Annotated in this window: 13 protein-coding genes; 3 read left to right on the forward strand and 10 right to left on the reverse strand. The window is 56.8% G+C overall.

Features of this window, described 5'->3' with window-relative positions:
* Positions 1-470: 470 nt before the first annotated feature.
* From EPE01S_RS23270 to EPE01S_RS18240, 10 genes are all read right to left on the reverse strand, one after another.
* Positions 471-938 (reverse strand): putative T6SS immunity periplasmic lipoprotein, encoded by a 468-nt coding sequence (locus tag EPE01S_RS23270; protein ID WP_062747973.1) that lies wholly within the window; start codon positions 936-938, stop codon positions 471-473.
* Positions 932-1486 (reverse strand): hypothetical protein, encoded by a 555-nt coding sequence (locus EPE01S_RS18200; RefSeq protein ID WP_062747975.1) that lies wholly within the window; start codon positions 1484-1486, stop codon positions 932-934. The genes EPE01S_RS23270 and EPE01S_RS18200 overlap by 7 nt, the downstream gene beginning before the upstream one ends.
* On the reverse strand, positions 1479-4118 hold the full coding sequence (tssH, locus tag EPE01S_RS18205; RefSeq protein WP_062747977.1) for a type VI secretion system ATPase TssH: 2640 nt from the start codon (positions 4116-4118) through the stop codon (positions 1479-1481). The genes EPE01S_RS18200 and tssH overlap by 8 nt, the downstream gene beginning before the upstream one ends.
* Positions 4119-4421: 303 nt before the next feature.
* Complete coding sequence (gene hcp, locus EPE01S_RS18210; protein ID WP_062747979.1) at positions 4422-4913, reverse strand: type VI secretion system effector Hcp; 492 nt, start codon at positions 4911-4913, stop codon at positions 4422-4424.
* A 3-nt stretch (positions 4914-4916) separates the two neighbouring features.
* On the reverse strand, positions 4917-6644 hold the full coding sequence (locus tag EPE01S_RS18215; protein ID WP_174522433.1) for an OmpA family protein: 1728 nt from the start codon (positions 6642-6644) through the stop codon (positions 4917-4919).
* Between the two features lie 3 nt (positions 6645-6647).
* Positions 6648-7301, reverse strand: a complete 654-nt coding sequence (tssL, locus tag EPE01S_RS18220; protein ID WP_062747981.1) for a type VI secretion system protein TssL, short form — start codon at positions 7299-7301, stop codon at positions 6648-6650.
* The gene (gene tssK, locus EPE01S_RS18225; protein WP_062747983.1) at positions 7298-8635 is read right to left on the reverse strand and encodes a type VI secretion system baseplate subunit TssK; all 1338 of its coding nucleotides are present in this window, start codon (positions 8633-8635) and stop codon (positions 7298-7300) included. The genes tssL and tssK overlap by 4 nt, the downstream gene beginning before the upstream one ends.
* A 15-nt stretch (positions 8636-8650) precedes the next feature.
* Complete coding sequence (gene tssC, locus EPE01S_RS18230; RefSeq protein WP_062747985.1) at positions 8651-10198, reverse strand: type VI secretion system contractile sheath large subunit; 1548 nt, start codon at positions 10196-10198, stop codon at positions 8651-8653.
* Between the two features lie 39 nt (positions 10199-10237).
* Positions 10238-10735, reverse strand: coding sequence for a type VI secretion system contractile sheath small subunit (tssB, locus tag EPE01S_RS18235; protein ID WP_062747987.1), 498 nt, complete (start codon positions 10733-10735; stop codon positions 10238-10240).
* Between the two features lie 490 nt (positions 10736-11225).
* Entirely contained in the window at positions 11226-11978 is a 753-nt protein-coding gene (locus tag EPE01S_RS18240; protein WP_157076030.1) for a hypothetical protein, read from the reverse strand.
* A gap of 510 nt (positions 11979-12488) precedes the next feature.
* On the opposite strand from EPE01S_RS18240, the gene EPE01S_RS18245 reads away from it, so the two are divergent.
* The 3 genes from EPE01S_RS18245 to EPE01S_RS18255 are packed head-to-tail and all read left to right on the forward strand — an operon-like array spanning position 12489 to position 16483.
* Positions 12489-13988, forward strand: a complete 1500-nt coding sequence (locus tag EPE01S_RS18245; protein WP_062747990.1) for an OmpA family protein — start codon at positions 12489-12491, stop codon at positions 13986-13988.
* Positions 13989-14003: 15 nt separating this feature from the next.
* Positions 14004-15656 carry a hypothetical protein gene (locus EPE01S_RS18250; RefSeq protein ID WP_062747992.1) on the forward strand — a complete coding sequence of 551 codons (1653 nt, stop codon included), beginning with the start codon at positions 14004-14006 and terminating at the stop codon, positions 15654-15656.
* Positions 15653-16483: a hypothetical protein gene (locus EPE01S_RS18255; RefSeq protein ID WP_062747994.1), complete on the forward strand. Its 831-nt coding sequence runs from the start codon at positions 15653-15655 to the stop codon at positions 16481-16483. Before EPE01S_RS18250 ends, EPE01S_RS18255 begins: the two co-directional genes overlap by 4 nt.
* The last annotated feature ends 12 nt before the right edge of the window (positions 16484-16495 follow it).

Raw genomic sequence — 16495 nt, forward strand, 5'->3', positions numbered from 1 at the left:
ACATCCAGTGAAGCTGTGCAGGACGGAATATCCAGGCGATAGCGGTTCAGTCCGCCTTCCGTTAGCGCAGACAGGGTGTTATTAAGCGTATCTGTCAGACTCATGATATTGACTCCATGGGATAACCTGCTGTCCATGACTCTCTTGCCGAAGGGCAAGTAACAGGTTTAAGTACTCAGCGAGTGCGAAAAAGAGTGATTACGGCTCCAACCCCGACAGCGCACATGAGGGCTTTAATCAGTTATACGGTCATGTCAAAATTATTCATACCGTATTCCCCATCACCTCTGACGGGAATAAAATGCTTAACAAACGTATAAATAACAGCATCAGGAAGAGATAGGCCCCCAACGACAATGAATAGAAAGAAGGTAAAAACTCTCACTCGGCTAACCACCCCGACGCAGGAATAGAAGAATAAATCATATATTTACAAGAAAAGCTCTAAACACGGACACTTATTACACTTGCTATTCTGACACCTGAATTGAGCCATAAGGCCTTGCGAATTCGCGATCTGTCAAAGGGAAATTATAGACTTGATTATTATTAATACCGACACCAACGACAAAGCTTCTCGCTTCTTTATTATCAAGGGTTGGATGAAGTACAAACTCAACAATATACTTGCTACCATTTTCAAAATGAAAATAAGATGGAGGAATACATAATTCACCTTCAATAACCTTAAGGCCGGGAGAAAAATTAAAATCTTTCTCCTTTGAAGGCGTCCCTCGCAGATTGATACCCATATCTACTGGCTGATAATCTTGTGCATTATCAATATTCACGCAAACATTATCACCCTTTTTACTCACCTGTGCAGTTTCATCAAAACGAAATCTGTCACCTGGTCCAGGGCATCCCGTCAGGATTGGAAGACAAAAAAACGCTAACAACAAAGAGTTAAGCTTAATAAAATAGTTACTTCTCACCATGGAAAACCCCTCAAAGCATTTTTATATCCCTCACGTATCACCGACTCAGAAGTATCCCCATCGAGCGTAATAGCGGGATATCTTTTATTTTCAAGGTGACTCCAGATTTCATACCCAAATGTCTGTAAAACAAAATTATCTGCAATAATCTGCGCCTGCTGCTCCATCGGATATTCGCTTAAGAGACGACCATCAAGGGTATAACGGTAACTCACCATCCAGCTCACCAGCCCTCTGACGATCACATTCATTCCTTTTTCACGCTGCCAGACATGACTCATTTCATGGATGAACAGATGCTGAAAACTGTCGGTTGTCTGTGAGAAATCATCGAAATATAGATCACGAAAATAGATCTCCCCGTTCGGCGTCATCGCCGTATTCTTATCCTGTAAATTGAAAGGAAGATAACTCTCTCTGTGGATCCATACTTTCGAATAATCAATAGTGGATAAAAAAACAGATTGTGCCAGCTGTATCTCACCCGTCGTAAGTAGCCTGGCACCACCTTCTTTAATTCTGAACTGATCCTGAGTTTCTTCAGTCATGTTTAAACTCCAGCCCAATCCCCTCTTCCTCACTCCAGCTAAGGCGTAGCGACTGTGGTTTCTGTCTGGCGGCCATATGGGTCAGCAGCTGCTGACTCAGCACCGGCAGGATTTGCTGGTTGAGCAGGCTGTCGACGTTGCGCGCGCCGGTATCCGGCAGCAGGCAGGCGGCGGTCAGCGCGTCATACAGGCTCTCCCCGATCTGCGTAGTCAGACCGTAGTGACGGTTGAGGCGCTTGCTGACCTGTGCGAGCTTCATCTGCACGATAGTGCGCATCGCGGGCTCATTCAGTGGGCGATAAATCACCGTCTGGAAGCGGGCCAGCAGCGCGGGCTGGAAGTGGTCGCGCAGGATGGGGCGCAGCAGTTCGTGCAGCTCGCCTTCGGTGGCCTCCGGCTGTTCATCCAGCAGTTGCATAATGTGGTCACTGCCGAGATTGGCGGTCATTAAAATCACGGTGTTGCGAAAGTCGATTTCACGCCCTTCGCCGTCGCGCATAACGCCGCGGTCAAACACCTGATAGAACAGGTTCATCACATCGCGGTGTGCTTTTTCCACTTCATCCAGCAGCACCACGCTGTACGGGCGCTTGCGCACCGCTTCAGTGAGGATACCGCCCTGGCCGTAACCCACGTAACCCGGCGGTGAGCCTTTCAACTGGGACACAGTGTGCGGCTCCTGATACTCGGACAGGTTAATGGTAATCAGCGATTTTTCGCCGCCGTACAGCACGTCTGCCAGCGCCAGCGCGGTTTCCGTTTTACCGACGCCACTCGGACCGACCAGCAGGAACACGCCCTGCGGCCCGTTCTCGCTGGTCAGCCCGGTTTTAGCGGCGCGCAGCCGCTGCGCGATGGCGTTAAGCGACGCCTGCTGGCCCACTACGCGCTGGCCGATTTCCGCTTCCAGTGTCAGCAGTTCGGTCTGCTCGTCCTTCATTAATGAGGAAAGTGGCACCCCGGTCCAGTCGGCAATCACGTTGGCAACCGTGCGGGTGCCCACGTCCACCTGAACCAGCACGTCGCCCTGCTGTGCCTGTTCGAGCTGCTGCTGCAGGACGGAAATGTCTGCCTGCAGGCTGATGTCCTGCCGGCTGGCCATCAGCTGCTGCGCCAGCGCCTTTTCAGTGCTGAAACGTGCTTCCTGCTCCCCGATACGCGCGTCCAGATCAGCCCGCTGCTGCTCAATCACCCCCAGGCGGTCACCATGACGGTTGCTGCCGGCGGCGATATCTTCCAGCAGCGCCTGCTCTTCCAGTTCCAGCGCGGTCAGCTGTGCTTTCAGGCGCACAATTTGTTCAGGCACCGTGTCGAGGCTCATACGTACGCGCGCGGCGGCGGTGTCCAGCAGGTCAACGGCCTTATCCGGCAGCTGGCGACCGGTCAGGTAGCGGCGGGAAAGCGTAACGGCCGCATGCACTGCGTCATCGGTGATGTGCACGTTATGGTGTTCGGCATAACGGGATTTCAGGCCTCTGAGCATCAGGCAGGCGGTTTCGTCGTCCGGTTCGTCCACTTTCACCATCTGGAAGCGGCGCTCCAGCGCGGCATCCTTCTCGAAGTACTGCTTGTACTCGCTCCAGGTGGTGGCGGCGATGGTGCGCAGCTCGCCGCGTGCCAGGGCCGGTTTCAGCAGGTTTGCGGCATCCGCCCCTCCCGCCTGATTGCCCGCACCGATAATGGTGTGGGCTTCGTCGATAAACAGCAGAACCGGCACAGGCGACTGCTGCACCGCATCGATGACGTTTTTCAGACGCTGTTCAAATTCACCTTTCACGCCTGCCCCTGCCTGCAACAGGCCGAGGTCAAGGGTGCGCAGGATGACGGTTTTCAGCGATTCAGGCACGTTGCCTTCAGCAATCCGCAATGCCAGGCCTTCCACCAGTGCGGTTTTGCCGACGCCCGGTTCACCGACCAGGATCGGGTTGTTCTTGCGGCGTCTTGAGAGGATATCCACCATCTGGCGGATTTCCGTGTCACGGCCAAACACCGGGTCAATCTTGCCCTCTTTCGCTTTAGCAGTGACATCGAGGGTGAATTTATCCAGCGCGTTCTGCAGCGCCGGGTTCAGTTCGCCCTCTTTCAGCTCTGCACCCACAGGACGCCCCACAAACTCCACCTCACCGCCATGCTCCTGGGCCAGTTCGGCCTCAAACTGCAGCTCCGGGCGTTCATCAGACTGTGCATCCAGCAGGGGGCGCAGGCGGGAAAGCTGACTCATCCCGAGCGTCAGCAACGGCCACAGTCCGTCACAGTGAGCAAGTCGCTGATTTTCCGTCAGTGCCATCAGCAGATGAACGCTGCGGATACTCGGCTCTCCGGCAAGCGAGGCCAGCATCCAGGCTTCCTGCAGCAGTTTCTGGGTATCAGCAGATAGCTGCGGGCGATTGCGTACTGAGCGCGGCTGATTATCCAGCCAGCCCAGTAAATCCTGCCAGATGGCATCCATATCCCACTCGTAGCGGCGCGCAAGCACCGTCAGGTCACCTTCCCCCTGTTCAAGCAGCTTCAGCAGCCAGTGCTCCGGCAAAATTTCCGCGTGGGCACGGGTCTGGCAGAGCGAAGCCGCGCCTTCCATCGCACGGGCACAGTAAGGGTTCAGACGTCGCAGCAGGATGGCTGGATTTTCCATGAATTTCTCTCTTTGTCGGTTCCTGGACACGCTACCGCCCATCGCTGTTTCCCGTGAAGGGGACCAGAGCGCATACGGTCGGGCTGGCAGTTTGTGGGTTTCTTTGCTGAACGCCCGCGAGCTGCAGACGTTCAGCAAAACAGCGGAAAGGTCATCCCCCTCCGCTTAAAAACGAGGATTACGCTAAAGAGTTCGTGTCGCAGGAAGGCGGCAAGTTCGTAAGTCTCCGGGAACAGAGATAACTATGTGACCGGAGCGAGCGAACGCAGCCAACGCACCTGTGGCGCGAAATATGACGCGTAATCACGCGGTGGCGCGTTCGTTCCAGCTATCGGAATGAATGATGTTGCCGTCTTTGTAGGTCCAGGTGATTTTTTCGTAACGCAGCTCGATGGTTTCGAGGTGGTTATGCTTCTCATAGCCCGGGTCTTTGATGTCGTGCATTTTCGGCGCGACTTTCACCAGCTTGACGTTCTCCAGTTTGGTGTTGAAGTACTCCACTTCCTGGCCCGCATCGTTGATTTTGTACCACCTGAATTCGGCAGACTTAAGGGTCTGACCGGTGGTCACCGCCTTGTACAGGTACGGGCTGGAGGAGTCGATTTCCTTGGTGAACAGGAACGGGGTGTGGATACGGGTACCGGTCAGCTTGCCGGTGTTGTTATCGGTCGGGATGTACAGGTTATGTTCCTGTGCCACCACTTCGATGCTGCCTTCACGGTCTTTCACGTCCACGGAACCTTTGATGTCCGCACCGCCGTCGTCTTTCAGCCACAGATAGACTGGAATTGCCATGTGTTACTCCTTATCAGAACTTACTGTTGTGTCATCATCCTGTGATGACGTCTGGGATACTGATGCCAGGCAGGCGTCTGCCTGCGGCACCAGACTGATTTCGACCCGGCGGTTCAACGCACGACCTTCCGGGGTATCATTAGTTGCGATCGGGCGCGTGGCGCCGTACCCCTGAACCGCAAAGCAGCTTTCCGCGATATCGCCGGTGTCGCGCATCCAGTCACGCACGGCTTCCGCACGTCTCTGGGACAGCGTCTGGTTTAGCAATGCACTGCCGGTGTTATCGGTATGGCCGGACACGACAATCAGCCAGCCCGGTTTGGCTTTGATGCCTGCCAGCGAGTTCACCAGTAGTTTGGTGGAACCGGGCTTGAGGTCGAACCTGCCCGAGTCAAACAGCGACATGCTGTCGAGACGAAGGATTTTCGCATCCTGAATGATTTTCTTAATGACCGGTGGTGGCGGTGGTGGCGGCGGTGCCCAGTCACTGACGGCAGCCTCAACGGACGGCACCAGGCGCAGCCCCTGATACAGACCCAGGCGATAACGCAGTGGCTCCCCGCGACGCTGCCAGTCGTCCAGCAAAGCGCCATCGGCCCTGAGGCGCTGCTGCGCACGCAGTTTCGGTGCCACAGGCTTACCGGTCATCTGGTGATACAGTGCAAGGTGATCGCCAACATTACGGATGAGGCGCTGGTTGTTCATCCAGGACGCCAGCATGGCGAGTGCCAGGAAAATCCCGCCCAGAAATGCGGCGTAACGCCAGAACACCATTCTGCGGCTCACGCCTCGCCGCCGCGGTAATGCTGGCAGCAGCAGTTCAGGCAGCGGCAGTGGTTCTGTGGTGACAACGACATCCGGTGGCAGCGCCGTCACGGAAGTGATGTGCTGTTGCCAGAGATTGCCCGCGATGCCGCTCACCGGCACCATGCACATACCCTGCACACAGGGCTTCATCACCGGTAGCTCGCCCTGCCGTAGCGACAGCAGGTCATTCACCGCGCTGCTCTGCCAGGCAAGCAGACTGTCCAGCCACAGGCCCTGGCTCAGACGCGAAAGACGCCCGTCTGAGCCGGTCTCCCGGGTCCATTCCGTCAGTGACACATTGCCCTGACCGGGCTGATACACCTGAATACCGCTTCGCTGGCTTACCGTGGTAAACCAGACGGGCTCTGCCTCCGCGCAGGCCACAGGGGGCGATACCCAGGTCACGGTCCACAGCGGGGGGAGAGTGCCCAATGCCGCACGGCACTGGACGACAGCCCGCTGCCAGCCCCGCAGGGACTGGGTAAAATCATCAATGGAGGTGTGCTGTTCAGGTACCACCGCCAGCATGACGGAGATTTGCGACACCAGGGCTGGGCGCACCAGGCTCAGGTGCTGTGCAAAGAGAGGCAGCTGTTCCGCATCCTTCACACACAGATACCAGCCCTGCCGGGTTTCCCGGTGACGGGAACCGGACACAAACAGCGGGGTGTTGTCGCCACAGACGAGGATAACCGCCCCCTGAAAATCTTCCGGCGGCAGGTTTTCATCCGCAATCTCACGGACAGCGGTGGCCCGCGCCTGAGAAGCCCGAAGCTGACGCCAGATCATCACCCCGGACACCAGAAAAACCAGCAGGCTGAGTGCCACGCGGCTACCCGTGGACAGTGGCCAGAATTCCAGAACGAGCCACAGCGCCAGCAGGCCACCCAGAGCAGTTAACAGACTTCGGTACGCAACCTGCATCGCTTACCCCGGCCTGACGATCTGGCTTACCCGTTCGGTAAGCGAAGACGAAAGGAAGAACCAGAGTGCGACAAGGGCGACAGCGGCCACAACCCAGCTCAGCCAGTACCCGCGACGGCCGCTGCGCAGGCGTGATGCCCGGGCAACAATGGGGGCATCCTGCGCCAGCGTAAAGGCCGGCACCCGCTCACCCAACGCCCGCACCACATCTTCACGTCGTTCATCGTCTTCAGCCCGGTATTGGCCAACAAAGCCCAGTTGCAAAGTGCGGTACATGCAGGTCAGTACCGCGATGTCTGGTGCCGTTTCTTTCAGCAGGTTGCGAATACGTTCCCACACCTCTTCGCCTGCATTCAGAGTGCCAAAAAAGTGCGCCTGAAGCGGGTCACGCCGCCAGGTCAGGTAACCGTCATCGCTGGATCCGCGGTTCAGCACGCTCTCATCAAGCAGGGCACACAGCGCATAGACCATGTGATCACGGCTGATATCGCTGTAGCCGGCCTCCTTCAGCGCGGCTTTCGCCTCCAGCACCAGACGACAGGCCCGACGGTAGAGCCCCTCCCCGTCACGGACCTCCTGTCCGCCCCGCAGCTGGCTGACCATCAGCCAGCCGGGGTAGAAAATACGCTCAATTTGACTCATTTCTGATGTATTCATGTGCGCAGCACCGCAAAGAGTTCAAGATCCACATCCCCCAGTGATCGCGGGGTATAGAAGGTGCAGCTTCCCGCTTCCAGCATCGCCCGCGCCGCCTCACTACTCAGATCCAGCGAGAAATACTGGTTCTCAAGGCGTAACGGGATAGCGGCCGGCACATGGGTCAGCGGCTTGATAACTATCCCGCTCAGGGCCACATTCACCACATCCGAAACATCATCAAAGCTGCCCGCTTTACACAGCTGCGGGAATTTTGTCTGAAGTTCATGGTTCGACATGGAGGAGCGTACGGAAAGGTAGAAATCCGCCCCTTCGCGCAGGCGCGCATCGTGCAGGGCACCTTTCCAGATCTGATCCTGATGCTCCAGGTGAATACTCACCACCCGTGACGGCAGGCTCGCTTCCAGCAGCTTATCGAGCAGTGCCAGCAACGGCGGAAATACCCGCTCCGGTGCATCATGCTGATAAGCAGGAATATCCCCGGCGTCGTGTTCCAGAGAGAAAGTCAGCAGGCTGCCGGCCAGACGGGTCAGTTCGCGATACAGCAGTTCCGGGTGACGCTCCGGTGTCTGCAGCAGCTCCGTCAGCACCGGCCCGGCGCTGTTCAGGGCATTGAGCAGCCAGAACAGGGAGACATCCGCGACTGCAAAATCTGCCATCCGCTCATTGCTCTCACGACGCATGGCCATCAGGCGACGGCGGCGGGCCTGCAGACGAACCAGCAGGTCACCCAGTTCGGTGGCAAGCCACGGGCTGGCAGCAACAGAAAGCATCGGCGGGATGAAAGCCGGGTCCCGGCTCCACTGCCCCTGGGCATTACGTACCAGACGGGCCACCGGACAGGTCAGGTATGCTGTGTTTTCCTGGCTGGACAGACGCAGGGTCAGCGCATGACGCAGAATCGCGAGTTCCCCGCGTTCATGCCCGGCCAGTTCCTGCACCACCACACGCTCCGCTTTCCAGCGACGCGGGCGCTCACTGTCCTGCCCGTTATCGAGGTTGCCACCACTGGCGCTCAGCAGCGGCAGTGCGACAACCACGTCAACAGGCTCACTGCCCGCTGCAACAGATAAATCACAGACCGGAGGGAGCCTGTCCGCCAGGTCGGTATCAACAAGGGTCCCGTCCTGAAAGCGCACCACCAGACGGGTGGCGTTCAGACGCGAGAGCGCCAGTGCGGCATCGTCAAATTCTGCCGCAACCACGCCCCAGGGATGAGAAATACCCATCCGGGCGACCATGTCGGCGACGTGCGCCTCCCAGCGGGCCTGCTGCTGGAACTGTTGTGGGGCCAGCATGGCCCCGTCAGTCCATAACGGACGATAGATTTTCATCCCTGTTAACCTGCCTTACGCTTTCGCTTTCGGCATCTGGGAAACCAGAGACAGATTGACGTCCATGCCTTCCACCTGGAAGTGTGGGATAGCGAACAGCCTGACGCGGAAGAAGCCCGGGTTATCTTCGATATCTTCGACAATTACTCTGGCATCGCGCAGCGGATGGGAAGCCTGCAGCTCGTCACCCGGATCGGTCATTTCCGTGACCAGGCCGCGCACCCAGGTATTCAGCTCCAGCTCCAGCAGGCGGCGATCCTTGGTGGTGCCGATGTTTTCGCGCTGGATCAGCTTCAGGTAGTGCGCAATGCGCGACAGCAGGAAGATGTACGGCAGGCGTGAGTTGATGCGGCTGTTGGCGGTCGCGTCTGCGGTGTCGTACAGCGCCGGTTTCTGCGTTGAGTTGGCGGAGAAGAAGCACGAGTAGTCGCGGTTTTTGTAGTACGACAGCGGGATAAAGCCGAGGTTGGCGAACTCAAACTCGCGGGTTTCCGGGATCATCACTTCACTTGGGATCTTCACCTGATTGCCGGTGCCAAGGTCATAAAGGTGGATCGGCAGATCGGTTACCGCTCCCCCGGCCTGCGGGCCACGGATCTGCACGCACCAGCCGTTGTTGATAAAGCTTTTCACCATATTAGCGGCGAAGGCAAACGAGGCATTGGTCCACAGGTACTTATCGTGCTCCGGGCCTTTCACTTCTTCCACGTAGTTGAAGCTGCGCACCGGCACGGTATCCGGGCCGTACGGCAGGCGGCCGAGCACGCGCGGCATCACCAGCCCGATATAGCGCGAGTCGTCGGTGTCACGGAATGACTTCCATTTGATGTATTCGGCGCGGTCAAAGTAGTTGCCGATATCTTTAATCGCCGCCACGTCTTCCATGTTGTCTTTCAGGAAGAACTGCGGGCCGGCGGAGCCGATAAACGGCATATGCGCGGAAGCAGCGACTTTGGAGATGTTGCGCAGCAGCGCCACGTCCTGCGCCGAGGCGTCGAACTCGTAAGAGGAGATCAGTGCGCCAATCGGCTCGCCGCCCGGGGTATCGTACTCAGCGATGTAGGTGTGTGCATACAGGCCGCTCTGAATGATTTCCGGCGAGTCTTCAAAGTCCTGGCGCAGATCGTCCTTGGACAGGTCCAGCACTTCGATTTTCACGTTCTGCCGGAAGTCAGTTTTGTCCACCAGCGACTTCAGGCCGCGCCACAGGGATTCCACCTGCTGAAACGCGTCATGGTGCATCACGGCGTCGAGCTGGCGGCTGATCTGCCCGTCCAGTAGCGCGATATGGTGGTCCAGCAGGGTTTTGTCCAGCCTGTCGATGCCGGAGCCTGACTGGTTCAGGCACTCAACCAGCACTTTCATTGCGGCAGTGACACGCTCGTCGACGCTGGCATCGGACATCGCCTGGCTGTCCTGCCAGATATCCAGGTCGCTGAGGTGCGTGACCGGGCTGAGGTTGATTTTTTCAAACAGGGAGGCGTAAACGCCGCCCACAGCAGGGCGATCCAGGACGGTGTGACCACCGGTGGAGGAGGTTTCATTTTGCACAGACATCAGCATTCTCTCGTATTAATCCATTAATCGGGTCATCGCCGGGGGTTACGCCTTTTGAGGCGCGAGGGCAGATAATTCGCTACGCAGTTCGTCACTCAGTGCCGGGTTTTTCAGTATGGTTTCCAGTTCCTTGCGGAAGGTGACGTTATCCAGCAGGTTGGCCTTGAGGTCGCGCAGCAGGTTGCGCATTGCCAGCATGGCTTTGAGCTGGGGGATCTGGCGGGCGACCTGCTCCGGAGTGAAGTCTTTCATGTCGCGGAAGGTCAGCCTGACGTTCTCTTCGCTGCCGTCGCCGGCCAGCGTGTTTTCAACGGAGATATTGAGTGCCGGAGAGAACTCCGCCAGCACGCTGTCGAAGTTGTTTTTATTGACGTTGACTTTCTCACGCTCGGACAGCGCACGCTGCTCCTGACCGTTACTGAAATCACCGGTGACCAGCAGCTTTAGCGGCAGTTCCATTTTTTTCTGCGCGCCGCCGGTATGCAGATCCAGCCGGATATTGACACGCGCTTTTGGAATCTCATTCTGATAAGAGTTGCTCATATTTACTCCTGTAAAAAATGGGCAAGGAAAGCGACATAAACACACCTTCCTTGTGTGGGTAGAGATGACTATAAAGTAATCTTTTTACAGGGAGCAAGCGTTTAGATCATATGCTCGACCATGATTTATATAGGAATTTTCTTGAAATTTGAGTTAAGTCTATGAATGAAATGGTTTAACCTCAGGGAGGCATTTTGATAAACAGAAGCGGTTTTCAGGCGATAAGGAGGGCAGAAGGTCAGTACAATGTCGTTAAAGTAACGTCTAACAATAAGCGGTAATGAAAAATAATTATGGGAATCACTCATTAAATGAGTCTGGGCAGCCACGCAGATGTGAAGGAGGGGATAAAACAGTGAAAAAGACGCCTCTCATCCCCTGCAGTGCTGACTGTGACTGAGAAAAACAGGGAAAAAGAGTGCGTATACGCGACAAAAGTGGACGGCAGGAATAACTGGAAATAACAGGTAATATTCAGCAGAACGGCGCGTTAAATATCGAGCGTTTCTGCTTTTACCCAGGCAATCAGCGGTGAGCCTTTGGCATTCACATAGCCAATATTCACCCATTGGCCTTGGGATGAACGCTGGATGATCCTGATGCGGTCGCCTTTCACCAGATAGCCTCGGGTCTTACTGTTCTCCTTAGCCTCCGTGAACAGAACCGATCGCGATTTCACCGTTGCAGTAGTCTCAGTACGGGTTACATACCACAGCAAATAACGGTTAATGATCCCTGCCGCTGCGTGATTCGTGTCAGCCAGCCGCTGATAGTCATTGATATTCTCTTTCGCCGGGGCATCACAGCGCAGAAGGTTACTGACGCGACTGGCTTCCAGCAGGGCGAAATCCGATGCTGCCGCTTTCAGTGTAGGCCGCTGGGACAGGAAGTCGAAGGTTTCGGCATCAGGCCTGGCGGAGCCGGCCAGAATATCGTTCTTCCCGGTCCATGTGTAACCGCAGGCTTCACCCGACCAGTCACTGGTGATACAGCCGTTGCGCATATCCACCACGCTGCAATAGGCCCGGTCGGTATAAGTTACCGAGCCATCTTCCTGCACCAGTTCACCGCCAGAAAGGCTGTTGACCACCAGATAGCGCCCGGAGGGAGACACCGGCGACGTGCTCTCATAGACACGGTCAGGCTGCGTAAGGTCAGCCTGACCGTGACGGTTCGAGAACACCATTTTACCCCACATCGCGGTGGCGTAATGTTCCCCCGCTGTTTTCTGAGAAAATGTCACGGTTCCCCCCATCGGCGAGTGAACTGAAACATCCGCGTAGCTTGTGCCAGCGAAGAGCAGTGAACAGACAATAAGACGTGCGTAACAAGGGGTCATCGTTCCCTGAACCTGAATAAATGAAAAAGAGAGGCGAAATATAACACCCGAAGTCAGGCCGGCGTTAATAACGACGATCACCGGTTTACCCGCCCGACTTATTGACCGCCTGAGTTTAAATGTTCTACTATTTGCCGCCTTCATCACCCTCTTACAATAATATCGTCCGGGCATGAAGGATTTTTACTGTTTTCGTTAACTACCCGATACCTATGCCATTCTCCTGATAATTCCGTTTATCCGGGCAGCTGTTCGTTTGCATAAAGGCACAGGTCGGATAACAGGCTAACTTAAGACAAATTTCTGAATTATCAGCACTGACACCAAGAAAATCAGATCCACTTTTTATTAAAGACGTTCTTTCATAATGAAAAAGCGGACAGTTTTTATTCTCAGGCAGGAGAACGGGGTGAAATGAGACAGTATCCATTAAGGAAAATCAGCCTGGTGGCGGCCGTGGTAACGCTGACCTCCAGCTGTGCCACGATGCATCAGGCCGGTCAGGACTACGGTACCGCGATTGGCTGCGTTGGCGGCGCGGCGCTGGGGAGCGGGTTAACCTATCTGCTCACCGGCGATGCCAAAAAAGCCCTCGCGGGTGGATTAATTGGCGGAGTGGCAGGCTGTGCAGCCGGGAATATCTGGCAGAACCGTGAAAAAGCACTGGCCAAAATTGCTGCGGAAGAGCATATCGCTATCCAGACCCGTACGCTGGAAGCGCAGGCGAAAAGCAGCAAACAGGCCGTCGGCCTGGTGGCACAGGTGCAGGACAAAGGCATGTTCGATACCAACAGCGCACAGCTCTCCTCTGATGGTCTGCGTCAGGTCAAAAAACTGGCGGCCGCAATGAAAGAGGGCGATCAGGGAGGGGTGATCCTGGTGGTAGGCCATACCGATGCTACCGGTAATCCGCAGCTTAACCAGCGCCTGTCTGAACAGCGGGCGCAGAACGTCGGCCGGGTGCTGGAACAGGCAGGCCTGAGCGGTAAAAATCTCTATTTCCAGGGCGCAGGCTCTTCACGTCCGGTCGCAGACAATGATACCAGCGAGGGTCGCGCTGCCAACCGACGCGTAGAGATTGCCGCCCTGGCCAGTGAAGCCCTGTTAAAACAGCGTCTGGAGCAGGAAGGCAGCAACCTCGCCTATCTGCGCTACGGCACCACCAGCGAAAGCGCCAAACCGGCCAGTACGCGCGCACCTGCCCGCAGCAGACCGGCGAAAACCACCCCCGCCGTCAGCAGCGCCCCCCGCACGCCACCGGCGGCCCCCGACACCGGGAGTGTCAAAGCGACAGCACCTGCGACCACCGCCTCACGGCCCGGCACCTCCGGCCCGGCGGCGATCGTGGACTTTGGCGGCCAGCCGGTCAGCAGCAGCACCGCCTCACTGGCCGCCAGCCTGAAACCCCGCAGCAGTGGCTTTAGCCTGATTTCCGAAGCCCATGCGGGCGGCGTGATGAAAAGCTGTTACAGCGATAACGCCCGTGTCGGTGGTCAGGCGAAAAACCTGGCCAGCGGTCGCACAGTCGAAACCAGCGAAACGAAAAAATACCTGCCGGGCATGAATGGCCGCGCATGGGCCGGGCTGGTTAACGGCCACCTGGTGACCCTCTCTCCGGTACGGGTGCTGAGTGATAACGCCACGGTCACGGAAAATCCGAAGGTGTATATCACCCGCGATTATCAGACCCGGCATAACCGCAAAGCCGATGCCCCGCTTGCCGCCGTCGCCAACGCGTGGGAAGGGGAAGACAGCATCCTGTATCGCGTTTATCTGCAAAATGAGCAACAGCAAGCGCTCTCCTGTATCGATCTTCTGATACCGAAAGAGACGAAGAAAGCGCAGCAGGGACAACTCTTTTACAGCAATCACCACAGCCCATACCAGGCGTCTTACGCCCCCGTTGGCCTTTAAATTCAGGAACAGTTAATGGAATTTCTGCAAAGTATTGCCGAAGCGATCTCTTTATATCGTTATATTTTTTGGCCGCTGGTGGGGCTGATGGTACTGATCATCATTTTCATCCGCTGGTGGGATCAGGTGAGCTATTTCTTCCTGAACCTGATGAGCAGCCTGCCGCTGTTTGGTTATATTACCCGCCTGTCGCGCAGCCATGAGCCGCGTCGCCGTGGCACGGGGGGCCTGGCCTGGTATCCGGCAGAAGAGGCGATCTGCGCCAAGTACTGGCAGTATTACAAAACCTCCAATCTGGATGCTGACTTCTATCTGCGCTGCGTCAACTACCTGAATAAAGTCGACGAGCGCGGTCGTAACCCGACCGGCATTATTCTGTGGTGCGTCAGCGTGGCCCTCGTCCTGCTGGAAGCCTTTATTTTTGCCTTAGTACTGTCACCGTTTATCGCGAACAATATTTCTGCCAACCAGGCGGAGTTTTCTGCCATCGTGATTTCGGTACTGATCGGCGTGGTGCTGGTGCCGGCAACCCACCTGATGGGATCAGAACTGCATAAAAACACTCTGCTGAAAAAGATCCGCTACTGGTATGCCGAAGCGCGCCATGGCGGGACGGCCAAAGGCCTGAGCAAAAACACGCAGATCTCGCTGGAAACCACGCGGCTGGACGATAACGACCCGAACTATCTCCAGATGCTGAACCGCGTGACCCACAACGCCCAGGTGAAGCCGCAGTACTGGGCTACCGGCATTGCACTGGCGCTGATCCTGTTCTTTGCGGTCGGTGCTTACTTTGTTCGTGCCGCCACCATTGACTCTATCGATACGCAGGCCGTGAACGGCTCACCTTTCAGCCAGCAGACGGCAGCGGCCTCCGGGTCGCCATTTGACCTGCCTGCTGCGGCCGTAGAAGACAATGCCCGTGCCGACCGTCAGGCTGCGCATGAGATCAGCGATAACCGCGTGTTTGCCTCCAAGCTGACCTTTATTATTCTGTCGGTGATTTTCGTTGGCGTTCAGCTCATCGGTATTCTGGTGGGCCTGTTCCGCTCCTTTGCCGGCATTGAGTCTAAAGCGGCCTCAAAATATATCGGTAACTTCAGCGGCTCAGAAGAGTTTGCCACCTGGCATGCGATGCGCCGCGAACGCGTAGAGCGCGACGCCCAGGAGAAACTGACCTCGCTGCAAAATCGCCTGATGATGAAGCGCACCAACAGCCAGAGCGAAGCCCTGAATACCCTGCCCACCTTCCAGGACTATGCCAGCGGCAAAGTGCGTGACAAAGCGCGGCTGGATGCCGAACAGCAGATCCAGATGCAGGAGTATGCCGCGCCTCAACCCACCCCCGCAGCCCCGCCAGTGGCCGTGACTCAGGCCGTGCCTGCGCCGCAGCCGCCCGCAGCCGCCCCGGCGGTCATCCCGGAGCCTGTCGCAGCCGCCGCCATCGCACCGGCTGCCGCGCCGGTGACGGCTCCGGCTCCGACGGCCTCCGTGGCAGATGACGCGGAGGAGAAGCAGCGCATTCATGCTCTGGGCGATCTCACCTCGTTCAGCGCCGATGAACTGCAGCTGATTGCCGACGATCAGGGATTAGCCCTGCCCGCGCTGCAAAAGCGCCAGCAGGTGCAGGCCCTGCTGAATAAGGCACGTCAGGGAGGAACGGCATGAAAGCTCTTATCGCGCTGATCCTGCTGGGCATGAGCACGACGCTGTACGCTGCCGAACGTAACGATATTCCCAGCTGCTACAGCTACGCCAGGCTCGACGCCGAACGCCCGCCCGCCAGCGGGCGCGAGCTGGTGATTATTGTCGACCAGACAGTGAAAGTGCCGACCGAACTGAAAAAGTCGATCTGGCAGCAGGTGCTGCGCTTCGCCCAGCCTGGCGACCACATCATCCTGTATCAGTTCTCTGCTCTGCTGCAGGACAACTACATGAAGCGCACCTTTGACGGCAAGCTGGAAGGCCCGTTCACCGATCAGAAAGCGCGCAACAGCCTCGGCATGGACAGCCTGAAATCTCTGGATGGCTGCCTGTCGCAGCAGAAACAGTTTTTTGAGCAGACGATTGGCAAAAAGCTGGCTGCTGCCTTTGCGGAGCAGGGCGACAATATTGCTAAAAGCGAGATCATGGACAGCCTGAAGCGAATCAGTGACGATCTGAAGGCAGAGCCGGCGCAGGCAAAAACCATTCTGCTGGTGTCGGATATGCTGGAAAACAGCGATTTCGGCAGCTTCTACAGCAATAATCAGATCCGCCTGCTGGCACCGGAAAAAGAGATGCAGCGCGTCAGCAAACAGCATCTGCTGGCCGATTTTGCCGACAGCAGGATCTACATTGCGGGGGCCGGGCTGATCGACAGCGAGGCGAAAAATAACTACCGTTCCGGAAAAATCATGCAGCAGCTGGAAGCGTTCTGGCGCGACTATTTTGCGGCGTCCCACGCCACGGTGATCGGCTTTGGTGCGCCGGAACTGACGGTCGATCTGCAGTAAACGCTCTGCCCG

Origin of the sequence: Erwinia persicina NBRC 102418, from assembly GCF_001571305.1 — a bacterium.
GTDB classification, from domain to species: domain Bacteria; phylum Pseudomonadota; class Gammaproteobacteria; order Enterobacterales; family Enterobacteriaceae; genus Erwinia; species Erwinia persicina.

Excerpts from the sequence above, each read along its gene's own strand:
- EPE01S_RS18255 (WP_062747994.1), top strand. The coding sequence starts at position 15,653 with ATGAAAGCTCTTATCGCGCTGATCCTGCTGGGCATGAGCACGACGCTG.
- tssB (WP_062747987.1), bottom strand. The coding sequence starts at position 10,735 with ATGAGCAACTCTTATCAGAATGAGATTCCAAAAGCGCGTGTCAATATC.
- tssL (WP_062747981.1), bottom strand. The coding sequence starts at position 7,301 with ATGAATACATCAGAAATGAGTCAAATTGAGCGTATTTTCTACCCCGGC.
- tssC (WP_062747985.1), bottom strand. The coding sequence starts at position 10,198 with ATGCTGATGTCTGTGCAAAATGAAACCTCCTCCACCGGTGGTCACACC.
- tssH (WP_062747977.1), bottom strand. The coding sequence starts at position 4,118 with ATGGAAAATCCAGCCATCCTGCTGCGACGTCTGAACCCTTACTGTGCC.
- tssK (WP_062747983.1), bottom strand. The coding sequence starts at position 8,635 with ATGAAAATCTATCGTCCGTTATGGACTGACGGGGCCATGCTGGCCCCA.
- EPE01S_RS18200 (WP_062747975.1), bottom strand. The coding sequence starts at position 1,486 with ATGACTGAAGAAACTCAGGATCAGTTCAGAATTAAAGAAGGTGGTGCC.
- EPE01S_RS18215 (WP_174522433.1), bottom strand. The coding sequence starts at position 6,644 with ATGCAGGTTGCGTACCGAAGTCTGTTAACTGCTCTGGGTGGCCTGCTG.
- hcp (WP_062747979.1), bottom strand. The coding sequence starts at position 4,913 with ATGGCAATTCCAGTCTATCTGTGGCTGAAAGACGACGGCGGTGCGGAC.
- EPE01S_RS18245 (WP_062747990.1), top strand. The coding sequence starts at position 12,489 with ATGAGACAGTATCCATTAAGGAAAATCAGCCTGGTGGCGGCCGTGGTA.
- EPE01S_RS23270 (WP_062747973.1), bottom strand. The coding sequence starts at position 938 with ATGGTGAGAAGTAACTATTTTATTAAGCTTAACTCTTTGTTGTTAGCG.
- EPE01S_RS18250 (WP_062747992.1), top strand. The coding sequence starts at position 14,004 with ATGGAATTTCTGCAAAGTATTGCCGAAGCGATCTCTTTATATCGTTAT.